Raw genomic sequence first — 23,212 nt, forward strand, 5'->3', positions numbered from 1 at the left:
GTCAGTCACGGTCAATTCGGGTCACCCCCGCGGTGGTGGCCTGACCGACCTCGACCGCGACCTCGACACCCTCGGGGAGGTAGATGTCGACGCGGGAGCCGAAGCGGATCAGACCGATGCGTTCGCCCTGCTCCACCTTGGTACCGGCCGGCAGGTACGGGACGATGCGGCGTGCGACGGCGCCGGCGATCTGCACCATCTCGATGTCGCCGAGCTCGGTGTCGAAGTGCCAGACAACGCGCTCGTTGTTCTCGCTCTCCTTGTTGAACGCCGGGACGAACCCGCCGGGGACGTGCTCCACGGACGTCACCGTGCCCGCGAGGGGCGCGCGGTTGACGTGGACGTTCAGCGGGCTCATGAAGATCGCGACCCGGGTCCGTCCGTCCTTCCACGGCATGATGCTCTGCACCACACCGTCGGCGGGCGAGATGACACGGCCCTGAGCGATCTCGCGCTCGGGGTCGCGGAAGAACCACAGCATGCCCGCCGCGAGAGCGGTGGTGGGCACGGCCACTGCCGCCCAGCGCCCGGACTTGCGGGCCCGGGTGAGGCTGAGCGCAGCGGTGGCGACGGTCGGCAGAAGCCACGGCGATGCTCCGCGTGCGAGACGTCCACCGAGGATGCCGACGCGAGGTGCAGAGGTTTGGCTGTGGGGCATGGATGACCTTCGTAGCGGGTGATTGCCGCGCCGCAAACAGGGGGACGGGACGGCGGCTTTACTGGAATGCTATCGGTTGCACGCAACAACTGGGCAAGCCAGAAGCCGAGTCGATGGCCGCAGGCCAGTGACTGCCAGTGATTCTTTTGCGACGAACCCGTGGAGGATCCGCCGCAAAAGGGACTTTCAGCCCTGGAGTCGGTACTCCTCGAGAAGGCGCCGACCGATGATCATTTTCTGGATCTCGGCCGTCCCTTCACCGATCAGCAGCATCGGTGCCTCCCGGTAGAGGCGCTCGATCTCGTACTCCTTCGAGAATCCGTAACCGCCATGGATACGGAAGGCGTCCTCCACCACCTCCTTGCAGTATTCGGAGGCGAGGTACTTCGCCATCCCTGCTTCGAGGTCGTTTCGTTCCCCGGAGTCCTTTTTGCGTGCTGCATTCACCATCATGGCATGGGCGGCCTCGACCTTGGTAGCCATCTCGGCCAGCTTGAACTGGATGGCCTGGTGCTCGGCGATCGCCTTGCCGAAAGTGTGACGTTGCTGGGCATACGAGACACCCAGCTCGAACGCACGCTGAGCGACGCCGCAGCCACGCGCCGCCACGTTGACGCGGCCGACCTCGACCCCGTCCATCATTTGGTAAAACCCTCGGCCGGTCTGGCCTCCGAGGACCCGATTGGCCGGAATGCGCAGTCCGTCCATGATGAGCTCGGTCGTGTCGACGCCCTTGTAGCCCATCTTGTCGATCTTGCCCGGGATGGTCAGGCCCGGACGGACCTCACCGAAGCCGGGCTCCTTCTCGACGAGGAAGGTCGTCATCGACTTGTGCGGGGCCGTGCCCTCGGGGTGGCCTTCGTCACTTCGCACGAGGACCGCCACCAGCGTGGAGCTGCCGCCGTTCGTCAGCCACATCTTCTGGCCGTTCAGGACGTACTCGTCGCCGTCCTTGACCGCCTTGGAGGTGATGGCCGACACGTCGGAGCCCAGCCCCGGCTCGGACATCGAGAACGCGCCGCGCACCTCGCCCAGCGCCATGCGGGGCAGGAAGTGGTCCTTCTGCTCCTGCGTGCCGTGCTGCTTGAGCATGTACGCCACGATGAAGTGGGTGTTGATGATGCCCGAGACGGACATCCAGCCCCGCGCTATCTCCTCCACGCACAGTGCGTAGGTGAGCAGCGACTCACCCAGGCCGCCGTACTCCTCGGGGATCATCAGCCCGAAGAGGCCGAGCTCCTTGAGGCCGTCGACGATCTGCTGCGGGTATTCGTCACGGTGTTCGAGCTCGGTCGCGACCGGGATGATCTCCTTGTCGACGAACTCCCGGACGGTCTTGAGGATCTCCCGCTGGACGTCGGTGAGCCCGGCGGTCTGGGCGAGTCGGGCCATGGCTACTTCCCCTGTTCCTTCAGCTGCGGGCGGCCGGGCTGCTCGCCGCCGCGCTCCTTGATGTACGTCTCGGTCGGGACCATCACCTTGCGCCGGAAGACGCAGACGAGGGTGCCGTCCTGCTTGTAGCCCTTGGTCTCCACGTAGACGATGCCGCGGTCGTTCTTCGACTTCGACGGGGTCTTGTCGAGGACCGTGGTCTCGCCGTAGATGGTGTCGCCGTGGAAGGTCGGTGCCACGTGCCGCAGGGACTCGATCTCCAGGTTGGCGATGGCCTTCCCGGAGACGTCCGGCACGGACATGCCCAGCAGCAGCGAGTAGATGTAGTTGCCCACGACCACGTTCTTGCCGAAGTCGGTCGTGTTCTCCGCGTAATTGCTGTCCATGTGGAGCGGGTGGTGGTTCATGGTCAGCAGGCAGAAGAGGTGGTCGTCGTACTCCGTGACCGTCTTTCCGGGCCAGTGCTTGTAGACCGCCCCGACCTCGAACTCTTCGTAAGTGCGTCCGAACTGCATCGGGATCAGGCCTCCGGGATCTCGAACTTGGTGGTGCGCTGCATCCCGGCCGCGCGACCCTTGCCCGCGATGACCAGGGCCATCTTGCGGCTGGCCTCGTCGATCATCTCGTCGCCGAGCATGGCCGAGCCCTTCTTGCCGCCGGCCTCGGAGGTGCACCAGTCGTACGCGTCGAGGATCAGCTCGGAGTGGTCGTAGTCCTCCTGGGAGGGGGAGAAGACCTCGTTGGCCGCGTCGACCTGGCCCGGGTGCAGCACCCACTTGCCGTCGAAGCCCAGCGCCGCCGCCCGGCCCGCCACCTCGCGGTACGCGTCCACGTCGCGGATCTGGAGGAAGGGGCCGTCGATCGCCTGGAGGTTGTGCATGCGGGCCGCCATCAGGATCCGCATCAGGATGTAGTGGTACGCGTCCGCCGGGTAGCCGGGCGGCTGCATGCCCACGACCAGGGACTTCATGTTGATCGAGGCCATGAAGTCGGCCGGCCCGAAGATGATGGTCTCCAGACGCGGCGAGGCGGCCGCGATCTCGTCGACGTTGACCAGGCCCTTGGCGTTCTCGATCTGCGCCTCGATGCCGATCTTGCCGACCTCGAAGCCCATGGTCTTCTCGATCTGGGTCAGCAGCAGGTCCAGCGCCACGACCTGCTGGGCGTCCTGGACCTTCGGCAGCATGATGCAGTCGAGGTTCTGGCCCGCGCCCTCCACGACCGTGATGACGTCGCGGTACGTCCAGTGCGTGGTCCAGTCGTTGACGCGCACGACCCGGGTCTTGCCGGTCCAGTCGCCGTTGTTCAGCGCGTCCACGATCGTGTGGCGGGCGCCTTCCTTGGCGAGCGGGGCACAGGCGTCCTCGAGGTCGAGGAAGACCTGGTCGGCCGGCAGGCCCTGGGCCTTCTCCAGGAACCGCGGGTTCGAGCCCGGAACCGCGAGGCAGGAGCGGCGCGGCCGCAGCCGGTTCACGGGAGACGTGGGCGTGGTCATGCGGGGACCTCCAGAGGGTCGAGCTTGTTCGCTTTCCGGATCTCGTCGACGATACGGCCGATGATCTCCGTGATACCGAAGTCCTTGGGTGTGAAGACGGCGGCGACTCCGGCCGCCTTGAGAGCGATGGCATCGGCGTTCGGAATGATGCCGCCGAGCACGACGGGGATGTCACCCGCCCCCGCCGTACGGAGGCGTTCCAGCACGTCCGGCACGAGCGCGCTGTGCGAACCGGACAGGATGGACAGTCCCACGCAGTGCACGTCCTCGGCCAGCGCCGCCGAGGAGATCTCCTCGGGCGTCAGCCGGATGCCCTGGTAGACCACCTCGAACCCGGCGTCGCGGGCCCGTACGGCGATCTGCTCGGCGCCGTTGGAGTGGCCGTCCAGGCCGGGCTTGCCGACCAGCAGGCGCAGCCGGCCGGAGCCCAGGTCCTCGGCGGTACGGGCGACCTTCTCGCGGACGAGGGCCATCGGCGTGCCCTCCTCGGCGGTGACGGCCACCGGGGCCGAGGAGACCCCGGTCGGGGCGCGGAACTCGCCGAACACCTCGCGCAGCGCGTTCGCCCACTCGCCGGTGGTGACACCGGCGCGGGCGCACTCCAGCGTGGCCTCCATCAGGTTCTCGGTCCCGGCCGCGGCCTCCTTCAGCCGGTCCAGGGCCTGCATCACCGTCGGGAAGACGAACGGGTCGCCGTTCCCCTGCCGCTCCGAGGACTCCTGGCGCTCCTCGCGCCAGCGCCCGATCCGCTCCACGGTCAGCGCCTCGACGGCCGGGTCGACCGTCATGATGGCGCCGTCCAGATCGGCGGTGAGCGGGTTCTCCTCGGTCTGCTCGTAGCAGTTGACGCCGACGATCTTGTCCTCGCCGGCCTCGATCCGGGCCCGCCGCTCGGCGTGCGAGGAGACCAGCTCGCCCTTCAGATACCCGGACTCGACGGCGGCCATCGCGCCGCCCATCTCCTGGATCCGGTCGATCTCGGCCAGGCAGTCGGCGACCAGGGAGTCGACTTTGGCCTCGATGACGTGGGATCCGGCGAAGATGTCCTCGTACTCCAGCAGGTCGCTCTCGTGCGCCAGGACCTGCTGGATGCGCAGCGACCACTGCTGGTCCCAGGGCCGGGGCAGGCCCAGCGCCTCGTTCCAGGCCGGCAGCTGCACCGCGCGGGCGCGGGCGTCCTTGGAGAGGGTGACCGCCAGCATCTCCAGCACGATGCGCTGGACGTTGTTCTCCGGCTGCGCCTCGGTCAGCCCCAGGGAGTTGACCTGCACGCCGTAACGGAAGCGACGCTGCTTCGCGTTCTCGATGCCGTAGCGCTCCCGGGTGACCTTGTCCCAGATGCGGCCGAAGGCGCGCATCTTGCACATCTCCTCGATGAAGCGGACGCCCGCGTTCACGAAGAACGAGATACGGGCGACCACTTCGCCGAAACGATCCTCCGGGACCTGGCCCGAGTCGCGCACCGAGTCCAGCACGGCGATCGCGGTCGACATCGCGTACGAGATCTCCTGGACCGGGGTGGCCCCGGCCTCCTGGAGGTGGTACGAGCAGATGTTGATCGGGTTCCACTTCGGGATGTGGTTGACCGTGTACGCGATCATGTCCGTCGTCAGGCGGAGCGAGGGCCCGGGCGGGAAGACGTGCGTCCCGCGCGAGAGGTACTCCTTGACGATGTCGTTCTGGGTGGTGCCCTGGAGCAGGGCGATGTCCGCGCCCTGCTCCTCGGCGGCCACCTGGTAGAGCGCCAGCAGCCACATGGCGGTGGCGTTGATCGTCATCGAGGTGTTCATCTGCTCCAGGGGGATGTCCTGGAACAGCCGCCGCATGTCGCCCAGATGGGAGACCGGGACCCCGACCCGGCCCACCTCGCCGCGGGCGAGGATGTGGTCGGGGTCGTAGCCGGTCTGCGTCGGAAGGTCGAACGCGACCGACAGGCCGGTCTGGCCCTTGGCGAGGTTGCGGCGGTACAGCTCGTTGGACGCCTCGGCCGTGGAGTGGCCGGCGTACGTCCGCATGAGCCACGGACGGTCTTTCTGGCGCTCTGTCATCTCAGGCTGTCCCTTTGGCCCTTGAACGATCTCAGACGGGTCGGGCGAATCAGATGTTGCGGAAGCGGTTGATGGCTTCCAGGTGCGTCGCGCGCATCTCGTGGTCGCGCACGCCCAGGCCCTCCTCGGGGGCCAGCGCCAGGACGCCGACCTTGCCCTGGTGGAGGTTGCGGTGGACGTCGTACGCGGCCTGGCCCGTGTCCTCGAGGGAGTAGACCTTGGACAGCGTGGGGTGGATCTTGCCCTTGGCGATCAGGCGGTTGGCCTCCCACGCCTCGCGGTAGTTGGCGAAGTGCGAGCCGATGATCCGCTTGAGCGACATCCACAGGTAGCGGTTGTCGTACTCGTGCATGTAGCCCGAGGTCGAGGCGCAGGTGGTGATGGTGCCGCCCTTGCGCGTGACGTAGACGCTCGCGCCGAAGGTCTCCCGGCCGGGGTGCTCGAAGACGATGTCGATGTCCTCGCCGCCGGTCAGCTCGCGGATGCGCTTGCCGAAGCGCTTCCACTCCTTCGGGTCCTGGGTGTGCTCGTCCTTCCAGAACTTGTAGCCCTCGGCGTTGCGGTCGATGATCGACGTCGCGCCCATCGAGCGGCAGATGTCAGCCTTCTGCTCGCTGGAGACCACGCAGATCGGGTTGGCGCCGCCGGCCAGCGCGAACTGGGTGGCGTAGGAGCCGAGGCCGCCGCTGGCGCCCCAGATCAGGACGTTGTCGCCCTGCTTCATGCCGGCGCCGTTGCGGGAGACCAGCTGGCGGTAGGCGGTGGAGTTGACCAGGCCGGGGGAGGCGGCCTCCTCCCAGCTGAGGTGGTCCGGCTTCGGCATCAGCTGGTTCGACTTGACCAGAGCGATCTCCGCCAGGCCGCCGAAGTTCGTCTCGAAGCCCCAGATGCGCTGCTCGGGGTCGAGCATCGTGTCGTTGTGGCCGTCGGAGGACTCCAGCTCGACCGAGAGGCAGTGTGCGACGACCTCGTCGCCCGGCTTCCAGGAGTTGACGCCGGGGCCGGTGCGCAGCACGACGCCCGCGAGGTCGGAGCCGATGACGTGGTACGGGAGGTCGTGGCGCTTGCTGAGGTCGCTGAGCTTGCCGTAACGCTCCAGGAAGTTGAAGGTCGACACCGGCTCGAAGATCGACGTCCAGACCGAGTTGTAGTTGACCGAGGAGGCCATGACGGCCACCAGGGCCTCGCCCGGGCCGAGCTCCGGCACCGGGACCTGGTCGAGGTGCAGGGACTTGCGCGGGTCCTTCTCACGGGTGGTGAGCCCCGCGAACATCTCCGCCTCGTCCTTGTGCACGGTGATCGCGCGGTAGGAGTCGGGGAGCGGCAGGGCCGCGAAGTCGGCGGCCGTAGCGGCCTGCGACTGGATCGCGTCGAGGATGTCCTTCACGGTGTTGCCTCCGGCGAGCGCTGATGAGGGTGCGCTGAGGGATACGCGGGGTGCGCGGTACGGGTGTGGTGTGGGTGGTGCTGAGGTACTGCGGGTGCCGTCGGTCCGGCGGAGCTGTGGTGCTGGCGACGCCCGTGGTGAGGCGTGCGGTGCCTGGTGACGCAGGCATCCGGGGCGCGGTTCGTGCCGAGTGGGCGTGGACCGCGGGGACATCCGGACGAGATTCAACGTATGGCACCCCGTGTCACCCGGCAAGGCACCGCGTGCCAAAACTTTCTCTCATTTGCCTATTGACCTGCGCAGATGAGCGATGATCGATCAGAGTTACCCGTGAGTAGGGGCAAGTCGGACAAACAAAAGCGGCCGCCCCCGGAACGGGGGCGGCCACTGTGATGTGTGTGACTCGACGGGTGTGACTACTGCTTGTTCCTCAGCGCTTCCTCGATGGTCCGCATGACCTCGTCGAGCGGGGCGTCCGTGCGGGCCACCGCCACCAGCACCTCGCCCTGCGTACGGACCTCCGCCGGCGCGGCCGGGGCCGGCGCCGTGCTCAGGGTCCGGCCCGCGCCGATCCCCGTGCCGAAGGTCTTCCGCACGATCGAGAAGGCGTGGTCCAGCTGCGCCTCCACGTCCCCCTGGCCGCCCGCCCGCAGCCAGCGCCGCAGCACGTGGTTGTGGGCCGTGACGACCGCGGACGCGGCCACCTCGGCCAGCAGCGGGTCGTCGTTGCCGTCGTGGTGGTCGGTCTCGTCGAAGTGGGCCAGCAGGTAGCGGGTGAACAGTCGCTCGTACCGGGCGACCGAGGCGATCTCCCGCTCCCGCAGCGCCGGCACCTCGCGCGTCAGCCGGTAGCGCTCCACCGACACCGCCGGGGAGGCGGCGTACATCTTCATGACTTCCTTGATCCCGCGGCACACCGTGTCGAGCGGGTGCTCGTGCGCCGGGGCCACGTCCAGCACCGCCTCGGCCCTGGTCAGGGTGTCGTCGTGGTCCGGGAAGATCGCCTCTTCCTTGGAGCGGAAGTGCCGGAAGAAGGTCCGGCGCGCCACCCCCGCGGTCGCGGCGATCTCGTCGACCGTCGTCGCCTCGTACCCCTTGGTCGCGAACAGCTCCATCGCGGCGGCCGCGAGCTCACGGCGCATCTTGAGCCGCTGCGCGGCCGCCTTGGTGCCGGCCGTGGTCTCCGGGCTGTCGGAGGCCGTGGCGGCGCGGGGCGAGGTCTTGGCGGGCTGGGACATGGATCGAAAGTACTTCATTTGCGCAGGGGAGCGCGCCTGAGGGGGGTGGGACGGGGGTGGATGCGGGGGAGAGCCCGCACTGGGCTCGGAAGGTACGGCCTGCCGTGAGGGTCCGGCAGACCCGAGCAGCCCTCCCCACGCATCCGGCTCTTGGGGCACCTGGCCAGGGCGCTGCTTACCGGCGGGCGTACTCACGGAATCCGCGGCCGGTCTTCCGGCCCAGGCAGCCCGCCGCCACCAGGTGCTCCAGCAGCGGGGACGGGGCCAGTCCCGGGTCGCGGAACTCCTTGTGGAGGACCTTCTCGATCGCCAGCGAGACGTCCAGGCCGACCACGTCGAGGAGCTCGAACGGCCCCATCGGGTAGCCGCCGCCCAGCTTCATGGCGGCGTCGATGTCGTCGAGGGTGGCGTAGTGCTGCTCGACCATCTTGACGGCGTTGTTCAAGTACGGGAAGAGCAGCGCGTTCACGATGAAGCCGGCCCGGTCCCCGCAGTCCACCGGGTGCTTGCGCACCTTCGTGCAGATCTCGCGGACCGTGGCGTGGACGTCGTCGGAGGTCAGGACGGTCCGGACCACCTCGACCAGCTTCATCGCCGGCGCCGGGTTGAAGAAGTGCATGCCGATCACGTCCTGCGGACGCGAGGTCACGCGGGCGACCGCGATCACCGGCAGCGAGGAGGTGGTGGTGGCCAGCACCGCGCCCGGCTTGCAGACCTTGTCCAGGGCCGCGAACAGCTCCTGCTTGACCGCCAGGTCCTCCGCGACGGCCTCCACGGCCAGGTCCACGTCGGCGAACGCGTCCAGCGAGCCCGCCGGGGTGATCAGGGCCAGCGTCTGCGCGGCGCCCTCCTCGGTCAGCCGGCCCTTGGACACCGCACGGCCCAAGGACTTGCCGATCGCGGCCTTCGCGGCATCCGCCTTCTCCTGGCTGCGGGCGGCGAGCACCACGGCGAAGCCGGCCTGCGCGAAGACCTGCGCGATACCGCTCGCCATGGTGCCGGAGCCGGCCACGCCGACCGAGCTGACCGGACGGCCTTCGCCGAGCCGGGCCCCGTCCAGCGGGGTCTGCGCGTCGCGGACGATCGTGGAGCTGCCCGGCTCCTCGTACGTGTAGAAGCCGCGCCCGGACTTCTGCCCGGTCAGGCCGGCCTCGGCGAGGTGGCCCAGGATCGGGGCGGGGGCGTGCAGCCGGTCGCCGGAGGAGGAGTACATGGCCTCCAGGACGGTCCGGGCGGTGTCCACGCCGATCAGGTCGAGCAGCGCGAGCGGGCCCATGGGCAGACCGCAGCCGAGCCGCATCGCCGCGTCGATGTCCTCGCGGGAGGCGTACTTCGACTCGTACATGGCCGCGGCCTGGTTGAGGTAGCCGAAGAGCAGGCCGTCCGCGACGAAGCCGGGGCGGTCGCCGACCGAGACGGGCTCCTTGCCGAGCTCGCGGGCCAGCGCGGTGACCGCCTCGACGGCCGGCGGGGCGGTGAGGACGCTGGAGACGACCTCGACGAGCTTCATCGCCGGGGCCGGGTTGAAGAAGTGCAGGCCGAGGACGCGCTCGGGACGCTGCGACTCGGCGGCGAGCCGGGTCACCGACAGGGCGTTGGTGCCGGTCGCCAGGATCGTGTCGGGCCGGACGATCGCGTCGAGCTCACGGAAGAGGCGCTGCTTGAGCTCGTAGTCCTCCGGGACGACCTCGATCACGAGGTCGGCGTCGGCCGCGGCGGTCAGCTCGGTGAAGGTGCGGAAGCGGGCCAGCACGCCCTCCCGCTCCTGCTCGGTGATGCGCTCGCGGGTCACCGAACGGGCCGTGGCGGCCGCGAGGGAAGCGGTGGCCCGGCGGGTGGCGGTGTCGCTGACGTCGATGCCGATGACCTCGCGGCCGGCCCGGGCGAGGACCTCGGCGATGCCGGTGCCCATCGTGCCGAGGCCGACGACGGCGATGGTCTGGAGGGTGGACTGACTGGACGTGGACGGAAGGTCCATCGCGGGACTCCAGTGGAAGAGGGTGACGACTGAGGGCGGCGCGCGGCGCACGACGCGCGGCAGGGATCCCGGCCCCGCAGAAGGGCGGGGCGAAGGGAGCGGCGGACCCTGTCCCGGGGCCACGCCGTACACGAGAAGCACTCGAGGCGGCCGGGGTACACGAGGTACGTGATGTGCCCGGGGATGCCTGATGTGCCTGAGGTACCGAACTGAGGTACCGAACCGACTGATACGGGGCGGCTGCGTCACCAGGCCGGCCTCGTACGTTGAAGGGAGCGTAACCCGCCGGTAACTGGCGCGCCAGAGCGCGGAGATGTGACCTGTACCGCCCAAATGTACCGATCATCGATCATCGATCAGCCATCTCCGGAAACCCGCCGCGGCGACGCCCCCCACCGCCCTAGGGTGGCCGGGTGAACGACGTGATGGAGCGCCTTCGAACGGAATCCGGGCAGTCCCCTCCGTACGAGGAACTGCTCGCGGCGGACCCCGACGCGCTGGCGGCCTCCCTGACCTCCGCCGGGCTGCCCCTGTGGGCCCGCGAGCTGGCCGCCTACCGCCTCGGCCTGGCCGGCGACCGGCGGGCCTTCGAGCCGCTGGTGCTGCTTCTCAACCACCGGGACCCGCCGCGCTGCGCGGCGGCCGCCGAGGCGCTCGCCGTACTGGGGGACCCGCGCACCGCCCGCGCGGCGGCCGCCCTCGCCACCAACACCCTGCGCACGGCCTACGCCCTCCAGCCCGTACGGCTGCTCACGGCCCTGCGCGCCCCCGAGTCGGCGCCCGTCCTGACGGCCACCCTGGCCCGCCTGCTGTCCCCGCACGACCCCTACTGGCGGGTGGCCCTGGCCTGTGTCGAGGGACTCGGCGCCCTGGCCGACCCCCGGTCCCGCGAGGTGCTGACCCGGGCCCAGTCCCATCCGCGCCTCGCCGTGGCGGCGACGGCCGCGCTGCGCGCGCTCGGCTGACATGATCGCCCGCATGAGCGAATACGACGACAGCCACATCACCCGCCTGGCCGCGCCGGAGGGCGTCCACCCCGGTACGGGCTACAGCCATGTCGCCTGGGGCACCGGGCGGTTCATCGCCGTCTCCGGCCAGTGCGCCTTCGACGAGGAGGGCGAGATCGTCGGCGTGGGCGACGCCTCCGCGCAGGCCCGCCAGGTGTTCGAGAACCTGCGGCGCTGCCTGGCCGCGGCCGGGGCGACCTTCGACGACGTCGTGAAGCTGACCTACTTCGTCACGGACGTCGCCCACCTCCCGGCGGTGCGGGAGGCGCGCGACGCCGTGATACCCGGCGACCGGCAGCCGGCCTCCTCGGCCGTCCAGGTCGCCGCCCTCTTCCGGCCCGAACTCCTGCTGGAGGTGGAGGCCTTCGCGGTGCTGCCGACTGCCTGAAGATCCGAAAGAGACGACCTACAGGGGGCGTCTTGCCGATCACGCCCGGCTCGCGGCCTGATCCAAAAGTCAGGCCCTAGCCGCGGAAGCCCAGCAGGCCGTGCAGGGCCGTGCCGCCCGCCGACGGGGGCACCGCGCGGGTGGCCGCGGTCGGCTTCGGGGCCGGCGGGGCGGGGCAGGTCGCGTCCGAGGCGCCGCCCGTCCGCAGGTACGCGGCCACCTTCTCGTCGAGGCACTTGTTGCCGCTGAGCGCGACCCCGTGGTTGCCGCCGCCCTCCTCGACCACCAGTGCCGAGCCCTTCAGCTTCCCCTTCATGCTGAGCGCCCCCTCGAACGGGGTCGCCGCGTCATCCGTCGCCTGGAGGAGCAGGGCCGGCGGGAGGTCGGCGTTGGTCACGTCCGGCGCCACCAGGGGCTCCGTCTCCCAGAACGCGCACGGAGCGTTGTACCAGGCGTTGTTCCAGGTCATGAACGGCGCCTTCGCGTGGGTGCGCCACATGTCCGTGCGCCACTGGTTCCAGTCCTTCGGCCAGGCCGAGTCACGGCACTGCACCGCCGTGTACACGCTGTAGCTGTTGCCCGCGGACGGCTCCACCGCCCCGAACCGCTCGTACGCAGCCACCAGCGGCTTCGGGTCCCCGGCCACCGCGTACGCAGAGAAGGCCTCGGCGAGGATCGGCCAGTAGCCGTTGTAGTAGCCGCCCGGCATGTAGGTGTCCTCCAGCTCCGACGGGCCCACCTTGGCGCCCGCCGGTGTCGCACGCAGTGCGTCCCGCATCGCGTACCAGCGCTCTTCGACCCCCGCCGGGTCGGTGCCGAGCTTGTACGTGGCGTCGTACTGGGCCACCCAGGCCAGGAAGGCCTTGTGGCGGGCGTTGAAGGCCTGGTCCTGCGCGAGGTTGTCCTCGTACCAGACCCCGCCCGGGTCGACCACGGAGTCCAGGACGAGGCGGTGCACCCGGTCCGGGTGGAGTTTGGCGTACACCGCGCCCAGGTAGGTCCCGTACGAGTAGCCGAAGTAGCTGACCTTCGCCGCGCCGAGGGCGGTGCGCAGCACCTCGATGTCGCGGGCGGCCGAGACGGTGCCGATGTACGGGAGCACGTCCGCGTGCTTGGCCTGGCAGGACTCGGCGAAGGCCTTCACCCGCTCCAGGTTGGCCTGCTCGGTCTGCAGGTCGCGCGGGACGGAGTCCGGGCGTACGGGGGTGAAGTGGCCGGGCCCGCAGTCGAGGGTGGGCTCGCTCTTGCCGACGCCCCGCGGGTCGAAGCCGATCACGTCGTACTGGGCGGCCACGTCCTTGGGGAGCGCGGAGGCGATGAACCCGGCCAGGGCCCGGCCGCTGCCGCCGGGGCCGCCCGGGTTGACCAGCAGCGGGCCCTGGGACTTGGCGGCGGTGTGCGGGACCCGGGTCAGGGCCAGCGAGATCTGGCGCCCCGCGGGGTGGTCGTGGTCCAGCGGGACCTTGAGGGAGGCGCACTGCAGCGTGGGGTAGCGCTGGGTCGCACAGCCGGTCCAGCGCAGGGCGGTGGGCGCGGCGGCGATGCGGGCCGGTGCGGCAGCCGTCGGTGTGGCGCCGGCCGGGCTCGTGACGACGGCGGCCACGGTCGCGGTGGCGATCGAGAGCAGGACGGCGGCGCGCTTCTTGAAGGGGCCGCGCTTCTTCGCGGGGTGCAGCATGGGGCCTCCCAGCCGAGGGTTCTGGGCGGAATCGTCCCGGAAACCGTGCCTGGAAGGCGGGATTGGGCTGCTGATTGGCCCGATGTGATGAGCTTTCGGCGGCCGTACGAGGTCACAGGAGGCTGAGCTGGGTGGGGCCGGCGGGAGCGGGCTCGGCCGGGCGTTCGGGGACGGCGATCCTGCGGGCCGCGGCCTGCCGGGAGGGGCCGATGCCGAATTCCGCCGCGAGCTCGTGGACTTGCCGGGTGATCTGGCGCTGGTACCAGGTGGGTGCGTACGAGCCGCCCGCGTACATCCGCTCGTACCGTTCGACCAGGTGGGGGTGGTGGCTCCGCAGCCATTGCGTGAACCACTCGCGGGCGCCCGGCCGCAGATGGAGTACGAGGGGTGTCACGGACGTCGCCCCGGACTCGGCGACGGCCCGCACGGTGGCCCGCAGCTGCTCGGGGGAGTCCCCGAGGAAGGGGATCACCGGGGCCATCAGCACCCCGCACTCGATCCCGGCGTCGGTGAGGGCCCGTACGGCGGCCAGCCGGGCGGCGGGGGAGGGCGTGCCGGGTTCGACGGTCCGCCACAGGGCGGTGTCGGTGAAGCCGACGGAGACGGAGATGCCGACGTCGGCGACCTCGGCGGCCCGCTGCAGGAGGGGGAGGTCGCGCAGGATCAGCGTCCCCTTGGTCAGGATGGAGAAGGGGTTGGCCCGCTCGGTCAGTGCCCCGATGATCCCGGGCATCAGCCGGTAGCGTCCCTCGGCGCGCTGGTAGCAGTCGACGTTGGTGCCCATGGCGATGTGCGCGCCGGTCCACCGGCTCGAAGCGAGCTCGCGGCGCAGCACCTCGGGGGCGTTGGTCTTGACCACGATCTGCGAGTCGAAGCCGAGGCCGGTGTCGAGGTCGAGGTAGCTGTGGGTCTTGCGGGCGAAGCAGTACACGCAGGCGTGGCTGCACCCGCGGTACGGGTTGACCGTCCACTCGAACGGCATCCGCGAGGCCCCGGGCACCCGGTTGAGGACCGAGCGGGCGCGGACCTCGTGGAACGTGATCCCGCGGAACTCGGGAGTGTCGAAGGTCCGCGTGACGACGGAGCCGGCCCCGAAGAGCGCCCCCGCGTTCGCCGCGGTCCCGGATCCGTCGGTCAGATTGTCCCAGCGCATGAGCGCCTCCCTCGGTGTTCTCACCCCGAGAATAGAACAAACGTTCCCATGATCGTGCGGCCCGTGACCCGATCGGTCACCACCGAGGGCCGGTGGAGGCCCCGGCCGCGGCGGTTCGCCGACCGGAGTGATCCGAAATTCCCCTGGCGAAAACCAATGCCGTCCAGCAGGTCGGAGGCTCCTGTGGACGGCATTGACGTCACGCACGCGTGGACGAGCTCAGGTCTACGCCCATTTCTTGTCGACCTTGATGGTGCCGTCCGCTCGCTTCACGGCCTTCCAGCCGTCGACGTGCTCTCCCTTGTCGGGGCGGTTCTTGTTGCTGTGCGGGGTGGCGTCGAAGTCGTCGTTGAAGGTGACCTCGGCGCCGGCCGGTGCATTTTTCAACAGCTCCTCCGCCACCTGCTTCGCCTCATGAGAGTTCATGTGAAGCACCCTTTCGTTCGAGCATGTCAGTGGACACCGGTCACTGAGTCGCGAGCTTGAATTGAAGCTCTTGGATTTCAGGAAACAGTTCTTTGTTCATGCGGTTGAGTGCTTGCAGGATGAGTGAATTTCGCTGCAGGCTCCTCACCTGGTCGGCGCGCGTGTCCGGAGGGGCCGGCTTGCTGCGCCTGAACATGCCCTTGGGCTCCGGGGCGGGGGGAAGGAGCTTGGCGGCAGCCGAGGCGATGCGGACTTCGTCGTCGTGATCTCCGCGCTCGACGGCGGCAACGAAGACTTTGAGTGTCTCGACCTCGGCGACAAGCTCGGCGAGCCTTCCCCGCATTACATCTGGACTCATGAGTCGTCTTCTTCTGCTAGGCAGGATCATACGGTTGACCGATCATCGGCTTTCGGTGGGAAGTTACCCGATGCCCGAGTGCGCCGCCTAGGTGCGGTCATGTGGAGACGAAGTTTTTACCCTGCTCGACCGGTCGAACAAAATGCCTATTGTTGATCGCTTGTTTCCGCCCGGTGAGCGAGGTATGCGACCCCCGGATATCCAGAGCCGAAACGTCGGAAAGGCGGCCGGAATTGGCTCACCTCTCGGAAACTGCGCGGCGGCCTACGTCGGCGGGCGCATGCGGAAGTCGTACGACGGGGGGAGCGGGCGGTCCGTCATGCGGGTCCAGACCTCCGAGAGGATCTCGTCGCCCTCGCGGAGGTCGGGCAGTTCGAAGCCCTCCTCGAACACCCGGCGAGCCGCGCCCACATGCCCCTCCGCCGCCAGCAGCCGGGCGGCCAGCAGGCGGAAGCGGCCCTCCTCGCGGAGCGCCGGCCGCAGCCGGTCCCACACCGACCGCGCCGCCGGCAGGCGACCCGCCGCCAGCAGCGCCGTCATCGCCTCCCGTCCCAGCGCGGACTCCGCGGCCGTCCACGGCTCGCCGCCCCGGCTCTCCTCGGCCAAGTCCTCGAAGGCCTCGGCGAACCGCTGCGCCGCCCGCGCCGGGTCGCCGGCCAGCGCGTCCGCCACCGCCAGGCAGCGCAGCAGCGGCCACCGCGACGGCGCCAGCGCCAGGCCGCGCTCCCAGCTGCGCACCGCCTGGGCCACATCGCCCGCATGCCACTGGGCCACACCCAAGTGGTACTCGGTCAGCGGATCCGCCGGGGCAGTCTCCAGCATGTCCCGCCAGTGCGGGGCCACCAGGCTGGGCCCCGGCGGCGCCACCCGCCGCGCGGCGGGGAAGACCCCGGTGCGCCACAGCTCCAGCCACGGCGCCTGCGCCTCGCCGAGCCCCGCCTCCTCGAACGGGGTGCCGGGCAGCTTGTGCCCGCCGCACAGCACCTCCAGCGCGCCCCATCCCGAGCCCGCGGCCAGCCGCTCCCCCGGTTCGGTGTCGGCGGACCCGCGCCACGCCTCGTACGCCTCCTCGACCCGCTCGCGGGGGAGGGCCGTCGCCAGGGCCTTCTCCGCGGCGGACCGGGCCGCCGCCCAGTCGGGTCCGTGCACCGCGGCCGGGTCCGCGGCCAGCGGCCCGTACGCCTCCAGCCAGCTGAACTCCGCTCCCGCCTCGAGCCGTACGTGCTCCAGCTGGGTCCGGGCGAGGCCGGCCTGGATCTCGGCGTAGCCGCCGGTGCCGGGCTCGGTCAGCCACTCCTGCCAGCGCCGGCCGCCTTCCCCCGCGCCCCAGACGAACAGCTTGCGTCCGCGCAGCCGGGCCGTGGACGTCTGGACGAGCCCGTGCCCCTCCGCGTCCAGCGAGGCGATCCAGGGCCGGGCCCCGTCCTGGACCTCGTAGAAGAAGTCGGCCGGGTACGTGCTGCGCAGCGGGTACGTGCGGTCCTCGCCCTCCCACTGCGGTACGGGGATCCGCCGCAGGGCCCGCTCGTACCCGAAGTGCCAGGCCTCGTCGGCGGGGGCCAGCACCCGTGTGCCGGGGCCCTCCGGGACGGCGATGTTGGACCACCAGTACACGGGGGCGGGCCGCTCGTGCGGGTTGCGGACCCGGACGCCGACGTACAGGAACTCCGAGTCCCCGGGCAGCCACAGGTCCACCTGGAACGGCAGGTCGCGCAGCCGCTCCCACTCCCACAGCCGGACCATCACACCCCCGTCGGGCGCCGGTACGAGCGCGGCGTGCAGCGGGGCGCAGGAGAGGGTGGTGTGGCCGGTCGCGCCGATGTTCCACTCGATGCCGCCCGAGAACCAGGCGCCGTTGAGGGCGAAGTTCGCGGGCTGGAACACCGGGTTGCGGTACAGCAGTTCGCGGCCGGTGGGCACGTGTACGAGCGAATGGACCCGGCCCCCGAGGCCGGGCAGCACGGTCACCCGCAGGTGCGCGTTCTCGATGACCACGGCCTCGAACTCGCGTTCCTGCCTGCGCCGCTGGTACCCGTCCAGCAGCCGCACGGGCAGCAGCGAGCGCAACGGCTCGTACCCGATCTGCCGGGCCATGTCGCGCGGGAGCCCCTCGCGCGAGCGCTCGTCGAGTGCGTGCGCGTCGGCGGGGGCGCGCAGGACGGGCAGCGGGTTCTCGGGCCCCAAGGGGGCTGCGGGCAGGGTCAGTACGGCGCGGCGGACGGTGGTGGCCATGCAGGAAATGGAACACGCCACGGCGGCCGGTGCACAGGGGTTCCGCGGATCACCACCGGTCAGGATTACGCAAAGCCCTGGCCGGAGCGCTACGCGAACGACCCGGACTACGCGAACGCCCCCACGACCAGATCGGCGAGCAGAGCGCCCGCCCGCAGGTCCGGGTCCAGGTCGGGGTCGTAGATCGTGACGTTGAGGCCGACGCACCGCGGCGAGCCCACCAACACGGCGAGCAGCTCGGCCAGTTCACCGGGCAGCAGTCCGCCGGGGTCGGGGCTGTCGACGGCCGGCATCACGCCCGGGTCCAGTACGTCGGCGTCCAGATGGACCCAGAACCCGGCGGTGTCCGGCGGGTGCAGCCCGTCCAGCGCGGCGCGCGCCACCGGGGCGGCGCCGCGTGCCCGGACGTCCCCGACGGTGGCCGCGGAGATCCCCGCCGCGCGCAGCTCCGGCAGGTCCGCGTCACCGTCGCGCAGCCCGAAGAGCCGTACGTCCTCGTCCCGGAGGTAGGGTCCGAGCCCCTCCAGGTCGGCGAGGTCGGCCTGGCCGCGGCCGGTGGCGAGGGCGAGCTCCTCCCCGGCGGCCGCCCCGACGGGCCCGTTGACGGCCTCGTTGCCGGGGTGGCGGAAGTCGGCGGAGCCGTCGATCGCGGCCAGCCCGTACCGTCCGAGGCGGCGCATCGCGAGGGAGGCGCCGAGCTGGATCGAGCAGTCCCCGCCGAGGACGACGGGGAACTCCCCGTCGCGCAGGTGCGTTTCGATCCGGTCGGCGAGGGCGAGCGTGTACGCGGCGAGGGGGCCGGCGTGGAAGACCCCGTCGCCCTCCTTCCAGCTGCCGCGGTCGTAGCGCGGCGGCACCACGACCCCGCCCTCGCGGGCACCGAGCCGGCTCAGCAGGCCCTGGTCGCGCAGGGCGCCCGCCAGTTTGTAGACACCGGGAACGGTGCCGGGCGCGGACGGGCGCAGGCCCAGGTTGGACGGGGCGTCGAGGAGCACCAGGCTTCGCATGCCCTCATCCTGCGCGATCGGAGCCCGTGGGACCACACATCTCGGCGGTGATCGCCCAGCGCTCGTGGTCGCGCCAGGCCCCCTCGACGAAGAGGAAGTCCGGCGAGAACCCCTCCAGCCGGAACCCGGCCCCGCGCACGAGGGCGAGGGAGGCGGCGTTGCCCGGCTGGATGTTGGCCTCCAGCCGGTGCAGTCCGAGGCCGCCCTCCTCCTCGGGGGTGAAGGCGTACCCGACGACCAGGCCCAGCGCCTCCCGGAACAGCCCGCGCCCGGCGGCGTGCGCGAAGGCGCCGTAGCCGAGCGCCCCGCAGTCGAAGGCGCCGCGGACGATGTTGTTGACGTTGACGAACCCGGCGATGGCTCCGGTCTCGCGCTCGCAGACCAGGAACCCCGCCCGGCTCCCGCCCTCGATCAGGCGCGTCGCGTACGGCTCGTACTCCTCGATCGTCGCCGGCGGGGACAGCCACGGGCGGTGGAGGCCCCGGCTCTCGTGCACGCGTGCGGTGAACTCGGGGCCGTCGGCGAGCCGGAACGGCCGCAGGCCGACGTGCTCCCCCTCGCGGAGGTACGTGGAATATGACATCCGCCCAGGCTATGAGGTGTGACAGGATCCCCGGCGTGATCATCGAGAGGGACACCGAAGAACTGCTGCGCGCGGCGGTACACAACAACGCCGAGTGGTGCGCGGCGGTCAGCGGCGGCGGCTCGTTCGGGGCCGGCGCGTGGACCAGTGCGCGCCGCACCCCGCCCTACTACCCCGACGGCGTGACCCTGATCCGGGAGGCCTCGGCGGACGCACTGCTGGCCGGGATGGACACCGACTCCCCCGGCTGCTCGGTCAAGGACAGCTTCGCCGTGCTCGACCTGGCCCCGGCGGGCTTCGAGGTCCTGTTCGGAGCCGAGTGGATCCACCGCCCGGCCGCCGCCCCGGCTCCGGCCGCGTCCGCCCTGGACTGGTCCCGTGTCGCCGACGCCGGGGAGCTGGCCGCCTGGGAGGCGGCCTGGGACGGCGGGGAGAGCAGCGGCCTGTTCCACCCGGGCCTGCTCGCCGAGGAGATCGCCTTCTTCGCCGGCCGGTCCGCCGACGGCCGCATCGTCGCCGGGGCCGCGGCCAACCGGACGGGCGCCGACCTGACGGACAGGGTCGTCGGCCTCTCCAACGTGTTCACCACGGACGGCACCCCGGACGACGAGGCCTGGGCGGGCGCCCTCACCGCCGTCGCGGACCTCTGGCCCGGCCTCCCGGTCGTCGGCTACGAGAGCGGGAACGACCTCGACACCGCCGTCCGCCACGGCTTCACCCCCCTGGGCCCGCTCCGCGTCTGGCTGCACACGTCCTGACCGCCCTGACCGCCCTGACCGCCCCCTAGAGCGGCCTCGGCGCCAGCACCACCTTCGGTACGTCCGTCCGGTCGAGCCCGAACACCTGGGCGTACAGGGAGAGTTCCGCCTCCAGTGCACGGATCATGGTGTCCGCCCGCCGGAAGCCGTGGCCCTCGCCCTCGAAGGCGACGTAGGCGTGCGGGACCGGGCGGCCCCGGAGGGCGGCCAGGAAGCGCTCCGCCTGGGCCGGCGGGCAGACCGGGTCGTCCAGACCCTGGAGCAGCACGAAGGGCGCGGTGATCCGCCCGGCGCGGGCCACCGGTGAGCGCTCGCGGCAGCGTACGGCCAGCGTCTGCGGGGGTCCGGCCAGGCCGTCGATGTAGCGGGACTCCAGGTCGTGGGTCTCCTCGGCGAAGCCCAGCAGGTCCAGCACCGGGTAGATGATCGTCCCGCAGGCGTACAGGCCGGTGGCGGCCAGTGAGGCCGCCGCCGTCCAGCCGCCCGCGCTCGCGCCCCGGATGGCGAGCCGGGCCGGGTCCGCGGTGCCCTCGGCGGCCAGCGCCCGGGCCACCGCCGCGCAGTCCTCCACGTCGACGACGCCCCACTGCTCGCGCAGCCGCTCCCGGTAGGCGCGCCCGTAGCCGCTGGAGCCGCCGTAGTTCACCTCGGCCACGCCGATGCCGCGCGAGGTGAAGTAGGCGATGTGCAGGTCGAGTACGGGCGGGACATGGTCGGTGGGGCCGCCGTGCGCCCACACCACGTACGGGGGCAGTTCGTCGGCGGGGGCCCGGCGGGCGGGGTGGTGCGGCGGGTAGACGTGGGCGTGGATCTCCCGGCCGCCCGGACCGAGGAAGGTCCGGGTCTGCGGTTCCGGGTAGTAGGAGGGGTCCACCGGGTCCACCCCGGCCGCGCCGACCACCCGGGCGTGCCCGTCCTCGACGTCGAGCTCCACCACCTCGTAGGCGCTGCGCGGGCTGGCCGCGACCCCGTAGACGCGGTTGCCGTGCGAGGCGAGCGTCGGCTGCCAGGCCGTCCACGGCCCGGCGGCGTCCACCAGGTCGCCGCTCTCCGGGTCGAGGATGCCGAGCACCGAGGAGCCCTGGCCGTGCAGGACGGCGAGCAGTCCGCCGGGCAGCGGAGCGAGCCAGCTCAGGCCGGGCTTCCACAGGGGGCCGCCGAACTCCTCCTCGCGCGGGCAGAGGTTGACGGCCTCGCCGGTCGCCGGATCCACCCGGTACGGGTTCCACCAGCCGCTGCGGTCGCTCACGGCGAGGAGGGCCCCGCCCGGGGTCCACTCCACCTGGGCCACGGACTCCTCGGGACCGCCGAGCACGGTACGGGCCCCGGTCAGCGTCCCGTCGGCCGCGACGCCGGCGAGGCGCACCTCGGTGCCGTCCCACGGCATCCGCGGGTGGTCCCACACCAGCCAGGCGGCGTGCAGCCCGTCGGGGGAGAGCCGGGGTCCGGTGGTGAACCGGTGCCGGTCGTCGGTCAGTTCGCGTACGAGGGACCGGTCCTCGGCGGCCGAGCCGTCCAGCGGTACGGCGGCCAGGACCCGGCGTACGTCGGTCGGCGCCGGGCCGGTGAACTCCTCGAGCACGCACCAGACTTCACCGCCCCGCAGGACGGGGTCGGCCCAGCGCAGGCCGCCGCCGACCGCGGAGACGGGGGTGAGGGGCCGCGGGGCGGGGCCGCTGGGCGCGTCGGGCTCGTACGCGTACATCCGCTGGTCGGCGAAGTGGACGAACACCACCAGGGGTCCGCCCGCGGGCCGTTCGGTGCCCGCCCAGGGCCGGCCGCCGTACTCGGTGACGCGGCTGCGGACGTTCCACGGGGCGGGCAGCACCGAGGCCTCGGGGCCGCCGTCGGCGGGCCGGCGCACCAGGGTGCGGCGGCCGCCCTCGGCCGGCCGGGGCTCGGTCCACCACACCTCGGGGCCGACGGTGCCGACGTACTCGGGCCGCCCGTCGAGCGAGGCGGCGGCCGCCGCGTCGAGGGGCGAGGGCCAGCTGCCGTAGGGCCCGGTCGGGACCGCCATCACCGGCTCCCCCTCACAGGGTCCGCAGGGCGCGGTCGAGGACGCGCACGCCGAAGTGCAGGGCGTCGACGGGGACCCGCTCGTCCACGCCGTGGAAGAGGGCCCAGTAGTCGAAGCCGGGCGGCAGCTTCAGCGGGGAGAAGCCGTATCCGGTGATCCCGAGCCGGGAGAACTGCTTGGCGTCGGTGCCGCCTGCCATGCAGAACGGCACCACGTGGCCGTCGGGGTCGAAGTGCTCCACGGAGTCGCGCAGGATCCCGAACGTCCTCCCGTGGACGGGGGCTTCGAGGGCCACCTCGCGGTGGTGGAACTCCCAGGTGACCTCGGGGCCGGTGAGTTCGTCGAGGGTGGCGATGAACTCGGCCTCGCTGCCGGGCAGCATCCGGCCGTCCACGTAGGCGGTGGCCGTACCCGGGATGACGTTGAGCTTGTAACCGGCGCTGAGCATGGTCGGGTTGGCGCTGTTGCGCACGGTCGCCTCGACGAGGAGGCCGGCCGGGCCGAGCTTGCCGAGGACGGCGTCGAGGTCGAAGTCGCGGGCTCGGGGGTCGACCGACAGGCCCTGGAGGGCGGCGAGTTCGGTGATGCAGGCGGCGACCGTGGCGGTGAGCCGGACGGGCCACCGGTACTCGCCGATCCGGGCCACGGCGGCCGCGAGCCGGCTGACGGCGTTGGCCCGGTTGGGCTTGGAGCCGTGGCCGGTCGTGCCGTGCGCGGTCAACTTCAGCCACGCGGTGCCGCGTTCACCGGCCGCGATCGGGTAGAGGGCCTGGCCGGGGCCGTTGTGCACGGTGAAGGCGCCGGACTCGCTCAGGCCCTCCGTGCAGCCCTCGAACAGGTGCGGGTGCTCGTCGGCGAGGAATCCCGAGCCGTCGACCGCGCTGTCCTCCTCGTCCGCGGTGTAGGCGATCACGATGTCGCGGCGCGGCTGCACGCCTGCGCGCGCCCAGGCCCGTACGATGGCCAGCACCATCGCGTCCATGTTCTTCATGTCGACGGCGCCGCGGCCCCAGACCACCCCGTCGCGGATCTCGCCGGAGAAGGGGTCCACGCTCCAGTCGGCGGCCTCGGCGGGAACCACGTCGAGGTGGCCGTGGACGAGGAGGGCCTCCGCGCCGGGGTCGGTGCCCTCGAACCGGGCCACCACGTTGGTGCGGCCGGGCGTGCGTTCGAGCAGGACCGGCTCGAGGCCGGCCGCGGCGAGCCGCTCGGCGACGTACTCGGCGGCGGGGCGCTCGCGGCAGTCGCCGCCGCCCCGGTTCGTGGTGTCGATGCGGATCAGGCCGGAGGTGAACTCGACGGCTTCGTCGAGCGCCACCCGGTCGACGGGGGCAGGGGACTCCCCGGCGGAGGGTTCCCCGGTGGGGCTCTCCTCGGCCGGGCGCTGGGGGGTGACTGCGGGCATG

Annotated in this window: 20 protein-coding genes; 3 read left to right on the plus strand and 17 right to left on the minus strand. The window is 71.4% G+C overall.

Features of this window, described 5'->3' with window-relative positions; genetic code table 11:
* Position 1 precedes the first annotated feature (1 nt).
* From ACZ49B_RS28035 to ACZ49B_RS28070, 8 genes are all read right to left on the minus strand, one after another.
* A complete protein-coding gene (locus ACZ49B_RS28035; RefSeq protein WP_030292960.1) occupies positions 2 to 658 on the minus strand; it encodes a phosphatidylserine decarboxylase in 657 nt (218 codons plus the stop codon).
* Positions 659 to 844: 186 nt separating this feature from the next.
* The gene (locus tag ACZ49B_RS28040; protein WP_030868030.1) at positions 845 to 2,050 is read right to left on the minus strand and encodes an acyl-CoA dehydrogenase family protein; all 1,206 of its coding nucleotides are present in this window, start codon (positions 2,048 to 2,050) and stop codon (positions 845 to 847) included.
* Between the two features lie 2 nt (positions 2,051 to 2,052).
* Positions 2,053 to 2,565, minus strand: coding sequence for a MaoC family dehydratase (locus ACZ49B_RS28045; protein WP_030155134.1), 513 nt, complete (start codon positions 2,563 to 2,565; stop codon positions 2,053 to 2,055).
* Between the two features lie 5 nt (positions 2,566 to 2,570).
* The gene (locus ACZ49B_RS28050; RefSeq protein ID WP_030292956.1) at positions 2,571 to 3,545 is read right to left on the minus strand and encodes an HpcH/HpaI aldolase/citrate lyase family protein; all 975 of its coding nucleotides are present in this window, start codon (positions 3,543 to 3,545) and stop codon (positions 2,571 to 2,573) included.
* Positions 3,542 to 5,593, minus strand: a complete 2,052-nt coding sequence (locus ACZ49B_RS28055) for a protein meaA (protein WP_468311183.1) — start codon at positions 5,591 to 5,593, stop codon at positions 3,542 to 3,544. The genes ACZ49B_RS28050 and ACZ49B_RS28055 overlap by 4 nt, the downstream gene beginning before the upstream one ends.
* Positions 5,594 to 5,642: 49 nt before the next feature.
* Positions 5,643 to 6,980 carry a crotonyl-CoA carboxylase/reductase gene (ccrA, locus tag ACZ49B_RS28060; RefSeq protein WP_468311185.1) on the minus strand — a complete coding sequence of 446 codons (1,338 nt, stop codon included), beginning with the start codon at positions 6,978 to 6,980 and terminating at the stop codon, positions 5,643 to 5,645.
* 416 nt (positions 6,981 to 7,396) lie between these two features.
* Positions 7,397 to 8,218 carry a TetR family transcriptional regulator gene (locus ACZ49B_RS28065; protein ID WP_468311187.1) on the minus strand — a complete coding sequence of 274 codons (822 nt, stop codon included), beginning with the start codon at positions 8,216 to 8,218 and terminating at the stop codon, positions 7,397 to 7,399.
* 175 nt (positions 8,219 to 8,393) lie between these two features.
* Complete coding sequence (locus ACZ49B_RS28070; RefSeq protein ID WP_468311189.1) at positions 8,394 to 10,196, minus strand: 3-hydroxyacyl-CoA dehydrogenase family protein; 1,803 nt, start codon at positions 10,194 to 10,196, stop codon at positions 8,394 to 8,396.
* A 425-nt stretch (positions 10,197 to 10,621) separates the two neighbouring features.
* Between ACZ49B_RS28070 and ACZ49B_RS28075 the strand changes: the two genes are divergently transcribed.
* Together ACZ49B_RS28075 and ACZ49B_RS28080 are read left to right on the plus strand one after the other, a co-directional pair.
* Positions 10,622 to 11,161, plus strand: a complete 540-nt coding sequence (locus tag ACZ49B_RS28075; RefSeq protein WP_468311283.1) for an adenylosuccinate lyase — start codon at positions 10,622 to 10,624, stop codon at positions 11,159 to 11,161.
* A gap of 13 nt (positions 11,162 to 11,174) precedes the next feature.
* Positions 11,175 to 11,591, plus strand: coding sequence for a RidA family protein (locus tag ACZ49B_RS28080; RefSeq protein WP_468311190.1), 417 nt, complete (start codon positions 11,175 to 11,177; stop codon positions 11,589 to 11,591).
* Between the two features lie 76 nt (positions 11,592 to 11,667).
* On the opposite strand, the gene ACZ49B_RS28085 is transcribed toward ACZ49B_RS28080, so the two are convergent.
* The 7 genes from ACZ49B_RS28085 to ACZ49B_RS28115 all read right to left on the minus strand — a co-directional run bounded on the left by ACZ49B_RS28085 (position 11,668) and on the right by ACZ49B_RS28115 (position 19,028).
* On the minus strand, positions 11,668 to 13,269 hold the full coding sequence (locus ACZ49B_RS28085; RefSeq protein WP_468311192.1) for an alpha/beta hydrolase: 1,602 nt from the start codon (positions 13,267 to 13,269) through the stop codon (positions 11,668 to 11,670).
* Between the two features lie 112 nt (positions 13,270 to 13,381).
* On the minus strand, positions 13,382 to 14,422 hold the full coding sequence (locus tag ACZ49B_RS28090; RefSeq protein WP_468311194.1) for an Rv2578c family radical SAM protein: 1,041 nt from the start codon (positions 14,420 to 14,422) through the stop codon (positions 13,382 to 13,384).
* 225 nt (positions 14,423 to 14,647) lie between these two features.
* Entirely contained in the window at positions 14,648 to 14,848 is a 201-nt protein-coding gene (locus tag ACZ49B_RS28095; protein ID WP_468311196.1) for a hypothetical protein, read from the minus strand.
* A 40-nt stretch (positions 14,849 to 14,888) separates the two neighbouring features.
* Positions 14,889 to 15,206, minus strand: coding sequence for a hypothetical protein (locus tag ACZ49B_RS28100; protein WP_468311198.1), 318 nt, complete (start codon positions 15,204 to 15,206; stop codon positions 14,889 to 14,891).
* A gap of 264 nt (positions 15,207 to 15,470) precedes the next feature.
* Positions 15,471 to 17,438 carry a DUF5107 domain-containing protein gene (locus ACZ49B_RS28105; RefSeq protein WP_468311200.1) on the minus strand — a complete coding sequence of 656 codons (1,968 nt, stop codon included), beginning with the start codon at positions 17,436 to 17,438 and terminating at the stop codon, positions 15,471 to 15,473.
* Between the two features lie 107 nt (positions 17,439 to 17,545).
* Entirely contained in the window at positions 17,546 to 18,445 is a 900-nt protein-coding gene (locus ACZ49B_RS28110; protein WP_468311202.1) for an arginase family protein, read from the minus strand.
* A gap of 4 nt (positions 18,446 to 18,449) precedes the next feature.
* A complete protein-coding gene (locus tag ACZ49B_RS28115) occupies positions 18,450 to 19,028 on the minus strand; it encodes a GNAT family N-acetyltransferase (protein ID WP_468311204.1) in 579 nt (192 codons plus the stop codon).
* 11 nt (positions 19,029 to 19,039) lie between these two features.
* Here ACZ49B_RS28115 and ACZ49B_RS28120 point away from each other — a divergent pair, with 11 nt between their 5' ends.
* The gene (locus tag ACZ49B_RS28120) at positions 19,040 to 19,786 is read left to right on the plus strand and encodes a hypothetical protein (protein WP_468311206.1); all 747 of its coding nucleotides are present in this window, start codon (positions 19,040 to 19,042) and stop codon (positions 19,784 to 19,786) included.
* 25 nt (positions 19,787 to 19,811) lie between these two features.
* Here the strand turns inward: ACZ49B_RS28120 and ACZ49B_RS28125 are convergent, their stop codons facing one another.
* Complete coding sequence (locus ACZ49B_RS28125; RefSeq protein WP_468311208.1) at positions 19,812 to 21,806, minus strand: prolyl oligopeptidase family serine peptidase; 1,995 nt, start codon at positions 21,804 to 21,806, stop codon at positions 19,812 to 19,814.
* A 13-nt stretch (positions 21,807 to 21,819) separates the two neighbouring features.
* The gene (locus tag ACZ49B_RS28130) at positions 21,820 to 23,211 is read right to left on the minus strand and encodes a M20/M25/M40 family metallo-hydrolase (RefSeq protein WP_468311210.1); all 1,392 of its coding nucleotides are present in this window, start codon (positions 23,209 to 23,211) and stop codon (positions 21,820 to 21,822) included.
* Position 23,212: the final 1 nt, after the last annotated feature.

This window comes from Streptomyces sp. NPDC031132 (genome assembly GCF_055570595.1).